The sequence below is a fragment of the Streptomonospora sediminis genome (genome assembly GCF_054778995.1).
Window position 1 is genome coordinate 15,510 of sequence record NZ_BAAGYZ010000069.1, and the last position, 15,684, is coordinate 31,193.

General features: G+C 67.3%; 16 protein-coding genes. 10 read left to right on the forward strand and 6 right to left on the reverse strand.

What is annotated here, in order from left to right:
* Nucleotides 1-100: 100 nt before the first annotated feature.
* The gene (locus ACYVD5_RS13740; RefSeq protein WP_461001409.1) at nucleotides 101-502 is read right to left on the reverse strand and encodes a DUF2000 domain-containing protein; all 402 of its coding nucleotides are present in this window, start codon (nucleotides 500-502) and stop codon (nucleotides 101-103) included.
* Nucleotides 503-622: 120 nt separating this feature from the next.
* Here ACYVD5_RS13740 and ACYVD5_RS13745 point away from each other — a divergent pair, with 120 nt between their 5' ends.
* Complete coding sequence (locus tag ACYVD5_RS13745) at nucleotides 623-1,081, forward strand: Lrp/AsnC family transcriptional regulator (RefSeq protein WP_461001410.1); 459 nt, start codon at nucleotides 623-625, stop codon at nucleotides 1,079-1,081.
* 181 nt (nucleotides 1,082-1,262) lie between these two features.
* On the opposite strand, the gene ACYVD5_RS13750 is transcribed toward ACYVD5_RS13745, so the two are convergent.
* Nucleotides 1,263-1,712 carry a hypothetical protein gene (locus tag ACYVD5_RS13750; RefSeq protein WP_461001411.1) on the reverse strand — a complete coding sequence of 150 codons (450 nt, stop codon included), beginning with the start codon at nucleotides 1,710-1,712 and terminating at the stop codon, nucleotides 1,263-1,265.
* 316 nt (nucleotides 1,713-2,028) lie between these two features.
* Nucleotides 2,029-2,751 (reverse strand): SDR family oxidoreductase, encoded by a 723-nt coding sequence (locus ACYVD5_RS13755; protein WP_461001412.1) that lies wholly within the window; start codon nucleotides 2,749-2,751, stop codon nucleotides 2,029-2,031.
* A 58-nt stretch (nucleotides 2,752-2,809) separates the two neighbouring features.
* On the opposite strand from ACYVD5_RS13755, the gene ACYVD5_RS13760 reads away from it, so the two are divergent.
* The 7 genes from ACYVD5_RS13760 to ACYVD5_RS13790 all read left to right on the forward strand — a co-directional run bounded on the left by ACYVD5_RS13760 (nucleotide 2,810) and on the right by ACYVD5_RS13790 (nucleotide 9,579).
* Nucleotides 2,810-3,163, forward strand: coding sequence for a MerR family transcriptional regulator (locus tag ACYVD5_RS13760; RefSeq protein WP_461001413.1), 354 nt, complete (start codon nucleotides 2,810-2,812; stop codon nucleotides 3,161-3,163).
* A gap of 133 nt (nucleotides 3,164-3,296) precedes the next feature.
* The gene (locus ACYVD5_RS13765; protein WP_461001414.1) at nucleotides 3,297-3,458 is read left to right on the forward strand and encodes a hypothetical protein; all 162 of its coding nucleotides are present in this window, start codon (nucleotides 3,297-3,299) and stop codon (nucleotides 3,456-3,458) included.
* A gap of 228 nt (nucleotides 3,459-3,686) precedes the next feature.
* Nucleotides 3,687-4,631, forward strand: a complete 945-nt coding sequence (locus ACYVD5_RS13770; protein ID WP_461001415.1) for a LysR family transcriptional regulator — start codon at nucleotides 3,687-3,689, stop codon at nucleotides 4,629-4,631.
* A 306-nt stretch (nucleotides 4,632-4,937) separates the two neighbouring features.
* On the forward strand, nucleotides 4,938-6,218 hold the full coding sequence (locus tag ACYVD5_RS13775; RefSeq protein WP_461001416.1) for an ATP-NAD kinase family protein: 1,281 nt from the start codon (nucleotides 4,938-4,940) through the stop codon (nucleotides 6,216-6,218).
* Nucleotides 6,219-6,320: 102 nt separating this feature from the next.
* Nucleotides 6,321-7,697: an aminomethyl-transferring glycine dehydrogenase subunit GcvPA gene (gene gcvPA, locus ACYVD5_RS13780; RefSeq protein WP_461001417.1), complete on the forward strand. Its 1,377-nt coding sequence runs from the start codon at nucleotides 6,321-6,323 to the stop codon at nucleotides 7,695-7,697.
* Nucleotides 7,694-9,256, forward strand: a complete 1,563-nt coding sequence (gene gcvPB / locus ACYVD5_RS13785) for an aminomethyl-transferring glycine dehydrogenase subunit GcvPB (RefSeq protein WP_461001418.1) — start codon at nucleotides 7,694-7,696, stop codon at nucleotides 9,254-9,256. Before gcvPA ends, gcvPB begins: the two co-directional genes overlap by 4 nt.
* A 143-nt stretch (nucleotides 9,257-9,399) precedes the next feature.
* Nucleotides 9,400-9,579, forward strand: coding sequence for a hypothetical protein (locus tag ACYVD5_RS13790; protein ID WP_461001419.1), 180 nt, complete (start codon nucleotides 9,400-9,402; stop codon nucleotides 9,577-9,579).
* 60 nt (nucleotides 9,580-9,639) lie between these two features.
* On the opposite strand, the gene ACYVD5_RS13795 is transcribed toward ACYVD5_RS13790, so the two are convergent.
* From ACYVD5_RS13795 to ACYVD5_RS13805, 3 genes are all read right to left on the reverse strand, one after another.
* The gene (locus tag ACYVD5_RS13795) at nucleotides 9,640-11,340 is read right to left on the reverse strand and encodes a PHP domain-containing protein (RefSeq protein ID WP_461001420.1); all 1,701 of its coding nucleotides are present in this window, start codon (nucleotides 11,338-11,340) and stop codon (nucleotides 9,640-9,642) included.
* Between the two features lie 304 nt (nucleotides 11,341-11,644).
* Nucleotides 11,645-12,649, reverse strand: a complete 1,005-nt coding sequence (locus ACYVD5_RS13800) for a cyclase family protein (RefSeq protein WP_461001421.1) — start codon at nucleotides 12,647-12,649, stop codon at nucleotides 11,645-11,647.
* Nucleotides 12,646-13,446, reverse strand: a complete 801-nt coding sequence (locus tag ACYVD5_RS13805; protein WP_461001422.1) for an IclR family transcriptional regulator domain-containing protein — start codon at nucleotides 13,444-13,446, stop codon at nucleotides 12,646-12,648. Before ACYVD5_RS13805 ends, ACYVD5_RS13800 begins: the two co-directional genes overlap by 4 nt.
* Nucleotides 13,447-13,564: 118 nt before the next feature.
* Here ACYVD5_RS13805 and ACYVD5_RS13810 point away from each other — a divergent pair, with 118 nt between their 5' ends.
* Together ACYVD5_RS13810 and ACYVD5_RS13815 are read left to right on the forward strand one after the other, a co-directional pair.
* Nucleotides 13,565-14,911 (forward strand): MFS transporter, encoded by a 1,347-nt coding sequence (locus ACYVD5_RS13810; protein ID WP_461001423.1) that lies wholly within the window; start codon nucleotides 13,565-13,567, stop codon nucleotides 14,909-14,911.
* Entirely contained in the window at nucleotides 14,908-15,684 is a 777-nt protein-coding gene (locus ACYVD5_RS13815; protein WP_461001424.1) for a dioxygenase family protein, read from the forward strand. Before ACYVD5_RS13810 ends, ACYVD5_RS13815 begins: the two co-directional genes overlap by 4 nt.

Sequence of the window (15,684 nt, forward strand, 5' to 3'; positions counted from 1 at the left end):
CCGCAGTGACCGGGCAACGGACCGCCGGAACCGGTGCCCCGGGTGGTCGGCGCCCTCCCACAGCGCCGCTTGGCCGGATACCTTCCGGGTGGGTTTCGGCTCAGGACATGAGAGCCAGGCGTTTCGTCAGCTTCGTGACCGCGTTCCGCGGGCCGAAGAGCGCCAGACCGACGTGCGCGATCTCTTCGGCCGGCGTCGCGGCGAGTGCCGCTTCGTACTCCTGATACGTGCGGGACCGGCGCGCCACCTCGTTGAACCCCACCACGACCAGGCCCTCTTTGGCGGAAGCTTTTTCATGGAGGCTGCTGAGCTGCCCGGCGGAGGCCACGAGCGTGGGAACGGGATGCGGGTTCAGCCCCGCGTGGACCCCGCCCGAGGCGTCCTTGCCGTCCGGGGCGACCGAGTCCTCGAGCCGGCCTCCCATGGCCAGTCCCAGTACGGCGGCCGCGTTGGCCGCGAGAGCCGGCTCCAGCCCTTCGCGTAGGGCGATGATCATCTTCATGGGCGGCTGCACAAGCTTCTCCTAGAATGAATGAACGGAACACCATCTAGATGCTAGCCATATGCACATCTATACTCCAGATCAATGAATAAGATTCGTGAGACGGACCGAGGAGGCCGCATGGACGAACTTGATTCGGCGATCATCCGGGAGCTCCAGACAAATGCACGGCAGACCAACCGGGAGCTTGCCCGTGCCATCGGGGTCGCGCCCTCCACCTGTTTGGAACGGGTGCGTTCACTCGTCGAGCGCGGGGTGATCCGCGGCTACCACGCCGACATCGCACCAGCAGCCCTCAACCGGCAGGTGCAAGCCTTCGTGTCCGCACGCCTGCGACCCTTGAGCAGGGAGGTTATCGACGGGTTCAAGGAAGCGCTGCTCTCCCTGCCGGAGGTCTCGGCCGTGTTCGTGGTCGCCGGAGACGACGACTTCCTCATCCGGGTGGCGGCTCCAGACCTGGACCACCTGCACAATTTCCTGATCGACAAACTCAGCCAGCGCAGTGAGGTCGTGAGCTTCCAGAGCCAGATCATCTACGAGAGCAGCCACAAACACGTGAAGGCCGACCTGCCTGCGTAGTGGCTCTGGAAGGCAACCGCGTGCTGCCCCTCAATCGGTCAGCGGCCGTGTGGTGGCGCCGGCGCGGTTCGGCGGCGTGGAACGCGCCGTCGGAAACAGTTACCTGGGAACCAGGTTCGGCTAGCGGCTGAACGATCGATTACTCGCCCCGTCCCAACCGGATCCGCGAACTCACGGGATTCTACCGCTGACCGTCGTTGCCAATAATGGAATCGACCACCTCGGGCTTCCACTGGATGTACTCGACAAGCGTGCCGTCACTGTGCTGGATGAAGTTGAAGATGCCTGTCTCAGCCTCGGTGGGCTGCACGGCAAGGCGCGCCCCGAGGGCGACGAGTTTCGAGGTCACTGCTTCGAGATCATCGACGACCACCGGTCCCACTGCTCGTCGCGCACGGTGGAGTTCGGGCTCGTCGCCTGCGACGACCAGGAAGCTTCCCATCAAGGCAAGCTCGACTTCGCCCGTACCCAACGGCGGGGCCGACGGATCGTCCAGGATAGCGTCAAGCATCTTCGGGTCGTCAGAGGTGAATCGTGCATCAGGGCCATGGCCGATGAGCGCCTCCAGCGTGGGAAGTGCGTCATCGAGGCGCGATACGAACAAACGGGCGTAAGTTCTGAGAATCATCATCGGATTGTCGGGACCTCACTGTGGCTAGCTGATATGTCCGAGGAATTCGGAAGGGACGCCCCACATCTTATTCTCGTCGGGACACGCAGTGATCCGCGCGGCCACCCGCTGATTCCGCCGACCAACCTATGAGGGCCGCCGTCGGCCGGCACCATCTTCCTCGTGTGCCGCCGACCGGCAGCTCACACTCGCCCGACCCGCTGTGGCGGTACGGCCCGCCGGCCGCCCTAAAAGGACTCGCGTCTGCAAGAACCATTACGCGCGGCCAGGTGTCTTCCAGGCCCTGGTTCGGGTAACACCAACGGCACCCCTTTTCCTACTTTCGGAACATGCGGGCCAACTCGGGGTAGAATTCCTCTGGAGTTTTATTCAAAGCAGCTTTCATCGATGCAGCCGCTTCGTCGGCGAGCACCTCGAATTCACCTGCTTCTACGCCGTCGAGTGCCGCGCGAACAACGTCCGCGGGATCCCCCTTAGGGATATCGATCCCGCGCAACATATCGGTATCTGTGGCCCCGAGATGCACAGCCGTCACAAGGGTCGCCTGCTTGGCGAGCTCATGGCGCAGCGCGTTGCTCAGGTTCCAGGCCGCGGCTTTCGACGCAGCGTAGGCACCGTTGCCCGGCACGGTTGACCAGGAGGCATCTGAGACGACGTTCAGGATCGCGCCGCCGTCGTTTCGGGCGAGGACATCAGCGAAGGCGCGGACCATGTAGAGAACACCCCAGTAGTTGACCTCCATCTCCTTGCACACCTTGTCGAGGTCACCCAGCACACCGGTTGCTGTGAAGACTCCCGCATTGTTCACCAGCAAGTCGACATCACCGGCCGCCTCGGCGGCCGCCGCTACGGAAGACGGGTCTGTGACGTCCAGGGGCAGGACGGTCACCCTGCTCTCCTCAGCGAGGGAGGACAGTGAAGTGACGTCACGACCTGTTGCGTAGACCTTGGCCCCCCGGGCGAGGAGCTCGCGGACAAACTCCCGGCCGAGTCCGCGTCCGGCTCCGGTGACCAGCGCCGTTGTGTTGTTGATCTTCATGCCACCTAGGATAAAACTTCACGCGCGCGTGAAGTTCAACCCCCCTTTTAGGAGTGCAATGCGAATCACAGAGGCAGCCGAGCGGGCAGGAGTCAGCGCCCGGGCTCTGCGGTACTACGAAGAGGAGGGTATGGTGCGGCCCGAACGCACTGCAGGCGGGCATCGAGATTACTCTGAAGCCTCAATCGATCGGATACGGTTCATTCTTCGCTTGCGTTCGGCCGGCCTCACTAATGGGTCGATCCGAATGGCCTTGTCCTGTGTGGACTCGGGCACCATCAGCCCTGAGGCGATCGACCAACTGCGCACCGACAGGAGCCGGATGACGGATTCGATCGAGTCCATTAGCAAGGCTCGGAATCATCTCGACCAGCTGATCACCTCAGCGGTGGGCTGCACAGACCGCAACTGAGGAAAATACCGGTGATACCCGGAGACCGATCCGGGTTTGTCAAGCTGCTCGACGAACAAACGGGACGCAACTACTTCAGCCCGGTCGTCGCGATTCCCCGGACCAGGTACCGGTCGGCCCCATCAACGGGCTTGTGCGGCACATTCTACTCGCCGAACCACTCGTCGAACGGTTCGGCCGCGCTTTCGCCGGTGCGACATTAGCGGAAGCGCAGACGCTGGCGGCGTCATTCCGGTTCGAGAACTACGTCGAACGCACCGAACTCTCCGAGATACTCCGCACCCGCCTGCGCTGACGGTGGTGCGACGGTACCCGGCAGCGTGGCGGGACCCGGCTCCCCCGCGCCGGGGCCATCGCGGACCGCCGGCGGCTCCGGCGAGCCGCGCTCATCCGCGCAGGTCGCTGCGGGGGCCGGCAATGATCGCGTAGGCCTGTCGCCCGCGCCGGGCGCGACCCCGCACTCGTTGGGAGCGTCCGCTGCCACGCGTTGTGGAACGCCTGCCCGCGGTCTAGCTTTGACGATGTGGACGTCCATACCCGCCGGTTGTGGCACTTTGTGACCCTCGCCGATGAGCTGCATTTCACGCACGCGGCCGCGACCCTGCACATCTCGCAGCAAGGGCTCAGCCGCAGCATCGCCGAACTGGAGGAGCAGGTCGGGGTGCAACTCCTGGTGCGCACCACGCGGTCGGTCGCCTTGACCGACGCCGGAGAGCTGTTTCTTCGCGGCGCTCGCACGGCACTCGACGCGCTGGATGAGGGCGCGCGGGCCGCTCGCGCGACCCGTGACAGGTTCCAGGGACCGCTCCGGATAGGTTTCAGCGTATCCTCGCTGCTCGAGCTCAATGCGCCGATCCTCCGCGCCTTTCGCGCGCGCTATCCCTCGGTGGCCATCGAACTGGAGTCGTTCCAATGGGGCGACCCGTCTTGCGGCCTGTACTCGAACACGACCGACATCGCGTTCGTGCGGCCGCCGATCGAATGCCCCGGCCTCCACGTCGAGCGGATGTTCGTCGAACCGCGCGCCATCGGTGTCGACCGGAATCATCCCCTGGCGGCCGCTCGATCCGTGACACTGGACGATCTTGTCGGTGAGCGGATTCTCGCGCCGTGCACAAACGACAGGGCATGGTCCAGGTTCTGGACGCTGCGCGACACCGGGCTCGATGAACGGTCGCTCCCGCACGTCGGGCCCATGGTCGGTTCGATGGAAGCGGAACTGGAGAAGGTCGCGTCCGGAGAGGCGATCACGGTCACGACGATCAGCATGTCCCGATTCGCCCCTCGTCCGTCGATCGTGTACCGGCCGATCACCGATGTCGCCGGTTCAGAGCTGGTGCTGGCGTGGCGGGGGCCCGCGACACCGCTGATCGAGGCGTTTCGTGCCACGGCGGTCGAGGTTCAGGACCGGGAGACGGACCTGGTGTCGCGGATCGAGACCGCGACCGGCGTCCTCGAGGAGTTCTGAGCACGCGGCCCCGGCGGCTCCTCGCGAACACGTGTGTCGGCATCTCAGCGTTCGGCGTGTTGGGCCGCGTTGCGCTGCGCATTGCGCCGATTAACAACTCCTGGGCGTAGGTGCCGGCCAAGGTTTTGTTTCACTTCGCCGCTCAGTGCTGGTTGGCTCTCAAGGCAAGGCCCGATGGACCGGCGTCCCCCAGCGCGGCCGGTTCGCCGCCGACGTGCGGCGGCCCGTCGACGGGCCGGATGGGGAACGCGGCCCCACGCGCTCGACCGCCTATTAGGCGGCGGCACACCATTCTGAGTTCTCGCGGTGGCACGCTTCCCCGCCGAGAAGACTCTCGTGATCTGCGAGGAGGAGTTCGAACGTATGTCGGCTTATCCGGACCGGGACCATGGGGTGGTCGGTGTCGCCGGGGCAGCGGCGGCGGCACCGGAGCATTCCCCTGGTGCCAGGGCCGAAAGGCATCGGGCGGGCAGGACACTCGGCCTGATCGTCAATCCGCTCGCGGGCATGGGCGGCAGCGTGGGGCTCAAAGGAACCGACGGACCGGAAATCCTCGAAGAGGCGAAACGGCGGGGCGCGCGTCCGCTGTCGGGTGGGCGGGCCGTTCGCGCGCTCACCCGGCTCACGGCCTCCAAGACACCCTTCGGCCTCGTGACCGGAGCCGGCGACCTGGGCGAGCACAGTGCGCTGACCGCCGGCCTGGAGCCCGTCGTCCTGCGCCGGGCGGCGCGAAGTTCCGGCGGACCCGCCGACACCAGAGGAGCAGCCGAGGCCATGGTGGGCTCGGCGGTCGACCTCCTGCTGTTCGCGGGCGGGGATGGCACGGCACGCGACATCCTCAGTGCCGTCGGCGACCGCGTTCCGGTGCTCGGCATCCCGGCGGGGGTGAAGATGCACTCGGCGGTATTCGGCGCGAGCCCCGAAGGCGCGGGCAGCCTCGCGGCCCTGTTCCTCGCCGGCGGTCCCGCGGCCCGGTTGCGGGATGCCGAGGTCATGGACCTCGACGAGACCGCTTTCCGCGAGGACAGGCTCTCGGCGCGCCTGCACGGCTACGCCCGCAGTCCGTATGAGCGCCATCTCGCGCAGAACGCCAAAGCGGGATCCCGGGCGGGTGACGATGCGGAACTGGAAGCGGCTTGCCAACGCGTCGCGGCGCGGATGCGGAAGGGAGTCCTCTACATCGTGGGCCCCGGCACCACCATGCGACGCGTCATGGACGCGCTCGGTTTGCCCTCCACACTGCTCGGTGTCGACGCCGTGCTGGACGGCGCGCTCGTCGGTTCCGACCTCGATGAACAGGCGCTGCTCGGCCTCATGAATGGGCGCCAGACCCGCATCGTGGTCGGCGTGCTCGGCGGCCAGGGCTTCCTGTTCGGGCGCGGTAACCAGCAGATCAGTGCCGAGGTCATCCGGAGGGTCGGCCGCGGGGGCATCGACGTGGTCGCTCCGATGGACAAGCTCATCGCCCTTGAGGCGGGAAGCCTGCGCGTCGACACCGGTGACGCGGAAGTCGACGCGATGCTCGTCGGCTACCTGCCGCTGCACACCGGGCCGGGCCGCAGCGTCATGTTCAACGTGCGTACCTGACCGGTCGATCCGGCGCGCGCCTCGCCGCCGGAACGACGCGCTTACCTGAGAGAAACCGATACCAGGGGGAACCTGTTGAAGGAAAATACGGCCCACCCGTACATGGCCAACTCCGTACCGGCGATCAAGCAGGAGATGCTGGACGCGATCGGCGCAGGTTCCGTGGAGGAACTGTTCGACCAGGTCCCGACCGAGCACCGCCTCTCGTATCCGCTCGATCTTCCTCCCGCGCTGTCCGAGAGCGAACTTCGACGCCACCTCATCGGCACGCTGTCGAAGAACCGGACCACCGAGCAGTATCTCAATTTCCTCGGCGCCGGATGCTGGCAGCACCACGTGCCCGCGGCCGTCGACGAGGTGGTTCGCCGCAACGAATGGCTCACCTCGGTGTCCGGCGAACCGAGTTCCGATCATGGACGCAACCAGGCGTGGTTCGAGTTCTGCAGTCAGCTCGGTGAACTGCTCACGATGGATCTGGTCGGCATGCCGGTCCGCAGTTGGGGAGTCGCCGCCGGGCACGCGATCCGGATGGCCTCGCGCATCACCGGGAGGGACGAGGTTGCGGTGGTTCGGGCGATCGACCCCGAGCGGCTCTCGGTCATCCGCAACTACTGCGAACCGGTCGAGATGCCGAGCCACATCACGGTCCGCCTCGTCGGGTTCGATCCGACGACGGGGCTGATGGACCTCGATGACCTGCGTGAGGTCGTCGGGGAGCGGACGGCCGCGGTCTACTTCGAGACCCCCTCCTACCTCGGCGTGATCGAGCATCAGGGGGCGGAGATCGCCGCCATCGCACACGCCGCCGGCGCCGAGACGATCGTCGGCGTCGATCCGATCTCGCTCGGTGTGCTGGCGGCGCCCGTCGACTACGGAGCCGACATCGTCGTTGGCACCACCCAACCCCTCGGCGTGCACATGCATACGGGAGGCGGCGTGGGCGGTTTTATCGCCTCACGCGACGAGGAACCCTACGCCCGCCAGTACCCGACGCTGTTCGTCAGCGTCACGGACACGGCGAAGGAAGGCGAGTACGGCTTCGGTCTCGCCTTGTTCGGGCAGACGTCCTATGGCCTGCGTGAGAACGGCAAGGACTGGACCGGCCACTCGGTCTACATATGGGCCATCGCCAACGCCGTCTACATGGCGCTGATGGGTCCCGCGGGCTTCAAGGACGTGGGCGAGCTGATCTTGCAACGTGCCCACTACGCCGCGCGGCGCATCGCCACGATCGAAGGCGTGCGCGTGGCCTTCCCGTCGGGCTTCTTCAAGGAGTTCGTCGTGGACTTCACCGGCACGGGGCGCAGCGTCGCCGACATCAACCGGGAGCTGCGCGCACACGGGATCTTCGGAGGCAAGGATCTCTCGCGTGACTTCCCCGAGCTCGGGCAGAGTGCCCTGTTCTGCGTCACCGAAGTACACACCCAAGCCGACCTGCTGCGTCTGGTCGACGCCCTCTCGGAGGTAGTAGCACGATGAGCGCCGAACTGCGCGAATACCACGCCCCGGTGTGGAACGAACCCGTCATCATGGAGATGGGCCATCCCGGCCGCCGCGGCCTCGCCGTGCCCGAAGCCGAGGAGGCGGTGCGCGCCGAGGTGGGAGACGCCGCCGACCTGGTCCCCGCCGCTCTGCGGCGACATGACAGGCCGTCCCTGCCCGAGGTCTCGGAGCCCGAGGCGCTCTACCACTACTTGCGGCTGTCGCAGCAGACGCTCGGCATGATGGGCGTCAGCCTCTTCGGCACCTGCACGATGAAGTACAACCCGCAGGTGAACGAGGCGGTCGCCTGGCGTCCCGAGGTCACGGAGGTACATCCCTACCAGGACGACGACACCCTGCAGGGAACCCTTGAGATCGTGCACCGGTTCGACACCATCCTGCGCGAGATGTCCGGCATGGACCAGTTCATCTTCCAGGCCGGCGGCGGTGCCGACGCCGCGTACACCAGCTGCGCCGTGACGCGTGCCTACCACGCGTCCCGCGGAGAACTGGAACAGCGCGACGAGATCATCACCACGATCCAAACCCACCCTTCGAACGCCGCGACCGCCGCCGCCGCGGGCTTCAAGGTCATCACCCTGATGCTCGGCGAGGACGGCCACCCCTCCCTGGACGCCCTGAAGGCCGCGGTGTCGGACCGGACGGCCGCCCTCATGGTCAACAACCCGGACGACATGGGTGTGTACAACCCGGAGATGCGCGAGTGGGTACGGGTGGTGCACGAGGCGGGTGGCCTGTGCTTCTACGACAGCGCCAACTTCAACGGCATGATGAGCAAGATCCGGGCCCGCGAGATCGGCTTTGACGCCTGCATGTTCATGCTCCACAAGACCTTCGGCGCTCCCAAGAGCGGAGTGGGGGGACCGGCGGTCGGTGCCTACGGCTGCTCGGCGGAACTCGCGCCCTTCGTGCCGACTCCGGTCGTCGCCCACGACGGTGACCGGTACCACCTCGACCACGACCGGCCCAAGAGCTGCGGCAAGATCCGCGAGTTCTGGGGCAACGTGCCCGTGGTGCTGAAGGCCTACGCCTGGATCCGCGCCATGGGGGCGGAGGGTGTGGCCGAGGCGTCCGACATCTCCGTCCTCGCCAACAACTACATGGAGCGGGGCCTGCTCGCCATCCGCGGCGTCACCCGTTCGCACCCCGACGCGGCCGGCCCGCGGCTGGAGATGACGCGCTACAGCCTGGCCGGCATGAAGGAGGAGACCGGGGTGGGCGTCCATGACGTCCAGAACCGCATGACCGACTTCGGCGTGGACGCCATGTGGACCAGCCATGAACCGTGGCTCGTCCCCGAACCGTTCACGCCCGAGGCCGGTGAGATGTACGGCAAGGAGGCACTCGACGCGTGGGTCGCGGTGCTCGCCCGGATTTCCGACGAAGCGTACTCCGACCCCGAAATCGTCAAGACCGCGCCTCACAACCAGGCGGTGCACCGCATCGATCACGAAGCGATGGAGGATCCCGCGCGCTGGGCCATGACCTGGCGGGCCCATCTGCGCAAGAGGGCGAACACCGGCGCCGAGGGCTGAGCGGGTCGCGGACCGGTCCGCCGTTGCAGGGCAACAAACGCCTTCTGCGGCGGACTGTTCGAACGCAGCTGGCTCTGCTCCCGTTGATGATCATGTAGAAATGACCGTCTCAGCTGCGAAATCCGGGCATTTCTGCAGGGTCGGTGCGCCTGCTCGACAGCCGCACCTTCGCGACGCCTCGCCCCGAGACCGCCCGGACCTGGCCTCCGCGCTACCGCTGGGGGATGCCGTTGCTCGCCCGGATGCTGCCGTGGGCCATGAACTCCTGCCGGCTGAACCTGTTCGCCCTCTCCACCGACCAGGGGCCCGGCCCCACCCCCTGAGATCCCACCACCTTCGCCAACGAGGGCGCGGTCGGCCACGGCCTACAGCACCCCCTTTGGTCAGCGACGCGTTACGGCGAAGACCGGGTTGGTGTAGAACCAGAGGTCCTCCCAGGGGTTGACCTCCCCGGGCACGTCGAGGGCCGGCCCGGCCGGGTCGACATCGGCGCCGCGGTAGCCGGGACTGCTGCGTTTGCCATCGGTTCCGCGCACACGCAGGTAGGTGTCCTGCTCGACGTCGAAGCTGTAGGCCAGCTCGAAGTGCCCCTTCCGGTCGCCGGTGTCCCAGGACTCGACCACCTTCGTCTCCGGGGCGTAGAGGGTGTCGGGGTCGTCGGCCGGCCCGGTGATCCTGCCTGCGATCAGGTCCACCCGCGCCAGCTTCGGGAGCAACCCGGCGTGGTTGACGCGGTCGGCGGGCGTGATGCCGATGGTCAGTTCCACCGTGGTTTTGGGCCGCACCTCAAGGGTCTCGCCCAGGCCGGCGCGGTGGCGCCGGCCGCCGCCGCGTCCCGCGACATGCAGCGTCATCTCGAGTTCGGCGATCAAGTCGCCGAAGCAGACCCACATCCTGCCGGCCCGCATCGCCTCCATCACCGCGCGGTGGGTGTTCTCGGCCGCGCCGACCCAGGTCTTGTTGTAAGCCCCGGGCGGGAAGGAGCTGTACTCGGCCACGGGGCGGCCTGCGCCGACGGGTGGCGGGTAGACCCCGGTGGAGTCGAAGGTGTCGCCGTCGTCGTTGTAGGGCAGGTGCGAGTAGCCGGTCTGGTTCAGCGGGTCGACCGGGTTCTTCACCCAGTCGCCGCAGCCCTGGTGGCCGTCGGATGTGGTGGTAATCCACCATTTGCGGCCTTCGGACAGCAGGCTGTCCCATGGTCCGCCGACGGTGGCGGTCATCCAGTCGAAGCCGCCCCACGTGCGGTAGCTGTCCTCGGGGTAGCCGGGGAAAGAGTGCTCGCCGGGGCCGCCGTCGTAGAGGCCGCGCCCGCGCGCCATCCCGGCGGGCAGGGCGGCGGCCTGGTGGCCGGGGGCGCCTTCGAAGCCGATCACGACATCGGGGGCCGCGTCCTGCCAGGCACGCAGTTCCGCCGGAGAGTCGATGCCCTTGCGGGCGGGGTGGTTCGGCAGCACGAGGACATCGTCCAGCCGCCCGGACTCGACGGTGCCTTTGAGGAACTGCAGCGCCTCCACCGCCAGAGCCTCGTGCTCGGGCGTTCCGTCGCGGGCGTCGACCACCTTGGCGTCGTAGCTGTCGACGAACTCCTGCAGGACCTCGGCCTCGGCCTCGCCGGGGGCCATCATCAGGGTGGTGTGCTCACCGGCCGGGATGTTCCACTCCAAGCCGTTGAAGATCAGCAGGTCGTCGCCGTACCGCTCCCGAGCCGCGACGATGTCCTTCCGCTGGGGCTTGATGCTGTGTGCCGCGAAGGGCTCGTTGCCGTGGTCGGTGATGACGATCCAGTCCAGTCCCCCGGCGACGGCGCGGCGGGCCTGGTCGTCGATACGGAACATGGCGTCGTTGCTGTACTGGCTGTGCAGATGGTGGTCGCCCGCCAGCCAGAGGTAGCCGCCGCGCGGCCGGTGGTCGCGGGCGTTGCCGCCATCGCCGGCCGCGGCATGTGCCGGGTTGGTGCCGGCGGCCGCTGCCGCGGAGGCGGTGCCGATGACTCCGGCGCTGACCAGGCCGACGCCGCGCAGGAATCCGCGTCGGTCCGTCCGGCCGGCTTGCGGTGCGGTGCTGGTCTCCGGTTCCTCGGTCATCGGGATTCTCTCCTGGTCTTGCGTCGGGTTCGGGCGGTACCCCCGTCGCCCGGGGGCCGCTGTCGGATCATGGACAACGCCGTCGACCCGAGGCTGGACTGCGGCCGACCCAGGGGTGAACTTTCCCTGTTCAGCGACCTCTGGCCGGTTCAACGCCTCCCCGCGCCGACGGCGGCAAGGACTCGTCCGGCCTCCACTACGCCTCGACGCGCCGCGTGCTGCCTGTAGTGGACGGACGGGATGAGACGGATCAGGAAGATGACCCCGAATCCGGTGCCGCTGGCGCGTACCCCGCGATGTGCGGCTATCGGAGGGCCATGGCGTTGGCGGGCGATCCGACGCCACCGACGACCGGAAGCGGGGAGACGGTGAGGAGGCAGGTGTACCGGCCGTCGCGGGCGCAGATGGAGGCGAGTGCGTCAAGGTCCCATAGTTCGCCTATGGGCATGCCGAGCAGCGCGATCAGTGCGCGGTGCATGATCCCGGCGTGGGGATCCCGGGATGCGCCGGACCCTTCGTCCGCGGCGTAGAACGGGCTTTCGGGGGCCGCGGGCCAGCATTCCAAGGCGAAGTTGTCGCCGGCGACCATGCTGATTCGCCGGTCCCACAGCCAACCGACCAGGTCGTGCGACTGCAGCAGTCCGGGATGGACTAGCCGATCGGCCATGGACGCGCGAATACCGGGGGTCGCGACCGTCCGGTACCACTCCAGCCACCCGAACCGGATGAGCAGGATGTCTCCCTGCCGGATGTCGGTGCCCTGCGCGGCGAGGGTCTGCTCCAGGTCGTCCACTGTGACAGCCTGCCCCCCGAAGTGGTCGATGGGCCTCCCCTGCTCGTGCAGGTGGCGCCCCACGTCAAGAAGGACTCCGCGGCCGGCGATGGGAGCAGCGCTGAAATGGTGGATGCTGAGTTCGGGGTCCCCGGGCACGAACCTGGCGGGCTCCGCGTTGTTGTAGAAGCCGTGATCGGGGTGGGCCAGGTGCCGCAGGCCGTCGATCTGCGAGCCGTACTGCGGATAGAACCGGTCGAGCCACTCGTCGCGGTGGTAGGGGGTTCGCTCGAAGATGTGGTGTTCGGCCGGATTCCGGGTGGGCGCGAGCGACGGTGTGATGACGTCGGACGGCAGGTCGAGCGAGAACGCTGCGCCATCGCGGACCTCCGCCGCGGCGGCGGTCAAGGGCTGCGAGCGGAGCAGGTTCAGGGTACCGAGTTGATCGCCGGGGCCGAACAACGACCATGCTGAACCGGGAGGGGCATCCGTACGCTGCAGCAGTTCCGCATAGGACGGCAGGGCACCGAAGTTCACCGGGCCTCCTCTGGCTGAGTCGAGTAGCGGTTGCCGCCCAGCAGGTCGCTGATGTCGGCCGCCGTCTGGCAAAGCGGCGGCGTCAGGTCTTCGGCTATCTGGCGCACGGTGCGCTCGGCGGCGCCGCACGACAGGGACAGCGCGGCGATCACCTGCCCGCCCGCGTCGCGCACCGGCGCCGCCGCCGACCGCCGGCCGGTCTCCAACTCCTGGTCGACCACGTCCCACCCGCGCTCGCGCACCAGGCGGATCCGCTCGCGCAACGCTGACGGGTCAGTGACCGTGCGTTCCGTGAGGGCGTGCAAAGGCGCCTGCGCGAGGTACCGCTCAACCGCGTCCTCAGTGAGGTCGGCGAGCAGGACGTGCCCCATGGACGTCGCATGCGCCGGCAACCGGGTGCCCACTGCGAGGTTGATGCTCGTGACCCGGTGACGCTGCACGCGGTGCACATACACGACATCGGACCCGTCGAGTGTCGCCAACGAGGTGCCCAGGCCGAGTCGTTCGGTCAGTGCCTCCAGCAGCGGTGCGGCGACCCGGGTGAGGTCGAGTGACGACAGGTAGGCGTAGCCGAGACCGAGCACCTTCGGTGTCAGTGCGAAGCGGTTGCCATCGCTGCGGGCGTACCCGAGGGACTCGAGTGTCAGCAGGATGCGCCGCACTGTGGGCTTGGTGAGTCCGGTCGCCTTCGCCAGGTCGGTGAGACTCAGCCAGTCGCTCGTGTCGCTGAAGGCCGAAATGACGGCCAGCCCGCGTTCCAGCGTCTGCAGGTGATCACGCCGCTCCACAGCACTCATCTGACTCCCTTGACATCGGTAGGCCTTAGCTTAAACTGTGGCGACATTCATTCGCAATGCGGTTATTTCATACGCATATCGTACGCTATCTGATCCGATCCATCCAATGGAGGTCCGGATGCCCATCGATGCTCGTGATGCCGACTCGTCGGCAGCACCGCGGCGAGTCGGGCTGGCGAGCCTCGTCGGCACCACCATCGAGTACTACGACTTCTTCATCTACGGCACTGCGGCGGCGCTGGTCTTCCCCGCGCTGTTCTTCCCCGACGCATCCGCTGCGACCGGGATCCTGCTGTCGTTCGCGACGTTCGGTGTCGGCTTCCTGGCCCGTCCGCTCGGCGGAATCGTCTTCGGGCACTACGGGGACAAGCTGGGCCGCAAGCGGATGCTGGTGATTTCACTGGTCGGTATGGGCGGGGCGACCGTCCTCATGGGCCTGCTGCCGGGCTACGACCGGATCGGCGTGCTGGCCCCTGTCTTGCTGACCCTGCTGCGGATGGTGCAGGGCGTAGCGGTCGGCGGCGAGTGGGGCGGGGCGACTCTGATGTCGGTGGAGCACGCTCCGGCCGAGAAGAAGGGCCTCTTCGGCTCGTTCTCCATGATGGGCGCCCCCCTGGGAACCTGCATCGCGACGCTGGCGTTCCTCGCGGTCGGCCTGTTGCCCCAAGACCAGTTCCTGGCGTGGGGTTGGCGGCTGCCGTTCGTTTTCAGCGCACTGCTGCTCATCGTCGGTCTCGTGGTGCGGTTGACGGTTGCCGAGAGCCCCGCCTTCGCCCAGGTCCAGCGTGAGCACGCGGTCGCGCGGATTCCGGTCCTGGACGCACTGCGCCGGCACTGGAAGGAGATCCTGCTCGTCGCAGGCACCTACCTGAGCCAAGGCGTTTACGCCTACATCTTCGTCGCCTATCTGGTGTCTTACGCGACGACGGCCGTCCACATCGACCGGACCTACGTTTTGCTTTCGGTGTGCCTGGCCGCGGTGGTCGCCACGGTGCTTTACCCGGTGTTCGGACGGTTGTCGGACCGGCTCGGACGCAAGTCGGTGTACTTGACCGGCGTTCTCGCCATGGCCGCCGCGACCGGCCCTGCGTTCGCCATGATCGACTCCGGCGAACCGCTGCTCTTCTTGTCGGCGCAGATCCTGGTGTTCGGGGTGGCGATGGCGCCGGCAGCGGGTGTGACCGGTTCGCTGGTGACGCTCGTATTCGACGTGGACATCCGCTACAGCGGAGCGTCCATCGGTTACACCCTCTCGCAGGTAGCCGGGTCCGCATTCGCGCCGACCATCGCCGCCGCACTTTACGCGGCAACCGGGACGAGTACCTCGCTTGTGCTCTACCTGCTGGCGGTGTCCGCGGTCTCGGTGGTCTCAGTGGTACTGCTCCCCGGTAGCTGGGGCAGAGCCGAAGCGGCCCGGCAACTGGCCGAAGACAAGGCCGCGACAGCGGCCGGAATGGTGGAATGATGTCTGATCGCGCTGTTTTGATCATCGAGGACCTTGAGCGGCTGCTGCAGGAGTTCATCCACAAGCACCGCATCAGCCACGACGAATACCGCCTCGCCACCGAGCTGATCATCGCCAGCGTGCAGGCGGGCGAAGAGAGCCTGCTGTTCGACGTCTTCCTCGAAGCCGAGGCCACCGACGTCGGCAACGCGGCCCGCCAGGGCAGCAGTGTGGCAGCGATCGAGGGGCCCTTCTATGTCCCCGGCGCACCGCAGCTGCCCGGTCCGCCCTACACCATGCCCCACTCGCCGGACCAGGACGGCGTTCCGCTGACCTTCCGAGGGACCGTGTCCGATGTGGAGGGCAACCCGCTGGCCGGCGCGGAGCTGGACCTGTGGCACGCCGACGCGGACGGGTTGTACTCCAACATCCATCCGGGAATCCCCGATTGGAACCTGCGCGGCAGGTTCCAATCGGCGCCCGACGGTTCGTTCGAAGTCGCCACACTGCTCCCCCCGCCCTATGAGATCCCGAAGAACGGGCCGACCGGCACCGTGCTCAACGCTTTGGGACGGCACTTCTTCCGCCCCGCCCACCTGCACCTCAAGCTCCGCCATCCCGGCTGCCAGGAGTTGACCTCGCAGCTGTACTTCGAGGGCGGCGACTACCTCGACAGCGACGTAGCCAACGCCGTGCGGGACGGCCTCGTGCTCGAACCCGTCAAGACCGACACCGGGGTGGAAGCCCGCTACGACTTCGTCCTGCAGCCGCGGTCCGGACAGGCGGGATCCTGA

Bases quoted from the DNA above. Each gene is read 5' to 3' on its own strand.
- gcvPA (WP_461001417.1), top strand. From the start codon at position 6,321: ATGGCCAACTCCGTACCGGCGATCAAGCAGGAGATGCTGGACGCGATC.
- ACYVD5_RS13745 (WP_461001410.1), top strand. From the start codon at position 623: ATGGACGAACTTGATTCGGCGATCATCCGGGAGCTCCAGACAAATGCA.
- ACYVD5_RS13760 (WP_461001413.1), top strand. From the start codon at position 2,810: ATGCGAATCACAGAGGCAGCCGAGCGGGCAGGAGTCAGCGCCCGGGCT.
- ACYVD5_RS13815 (WP_461001424.1), top strand. From the start codon at position 14,908: ATGATGTCTGATCGCGCTGTTTTGATCATCGAGGACCTTGAGCGGCTG.
- ACYVD5_RS13810 (WP_461001423.1), top strand. From the start codon at position 13,565: ATGCCCATCGATGCTCGTGATGCCGACTCGTCGGCAGCACCGCGGCGA.
- ACYVD5_RS13750 (WP_461001411.1), bottom strand. From the start codon at position 1,712: ATGATGATTCTCAGAACTTACGCCCGTTTGTTCGTATCGCGCCTCGAT.
- ACYVD5_RS13740 (WP_461001409.1), bottom strand. From the start codon at position 502: ATGAAGATGATCATCGCCCTACGCGAAGGGCTGGAGCCGGCTCTCGCG.
- ACYVD5_RS13755 (WP_461001412.1), bottom strand. From the start codon at position 2,751: ATGAAGATCAACAACACAACGGCGCTGGTCACCGGAGCCGGACGCGGA.
- ACYVD5_RS13805 (WP_461001422.1), bottom strand. From the start codon at position 13,446: ATGAGTGCTGTGGAGCGGCGTGATCACCTGCAGACGCTGGAACGCGGG.
- gcvPB (WP_461001418.1), top strand. From the start codon at position 7,694: ATGAGCGCCGAACTGCGCGAATACCACGCCCCGGTGTGGAACGAACCC.
- ACYVD5_RS13795 (WP_461001420.1), bottom strand. From the start codon at position 11,340: ATGACCGAGGAACCGGAGACCAGCACCGCACCGCAAGCCGGCCGGACG.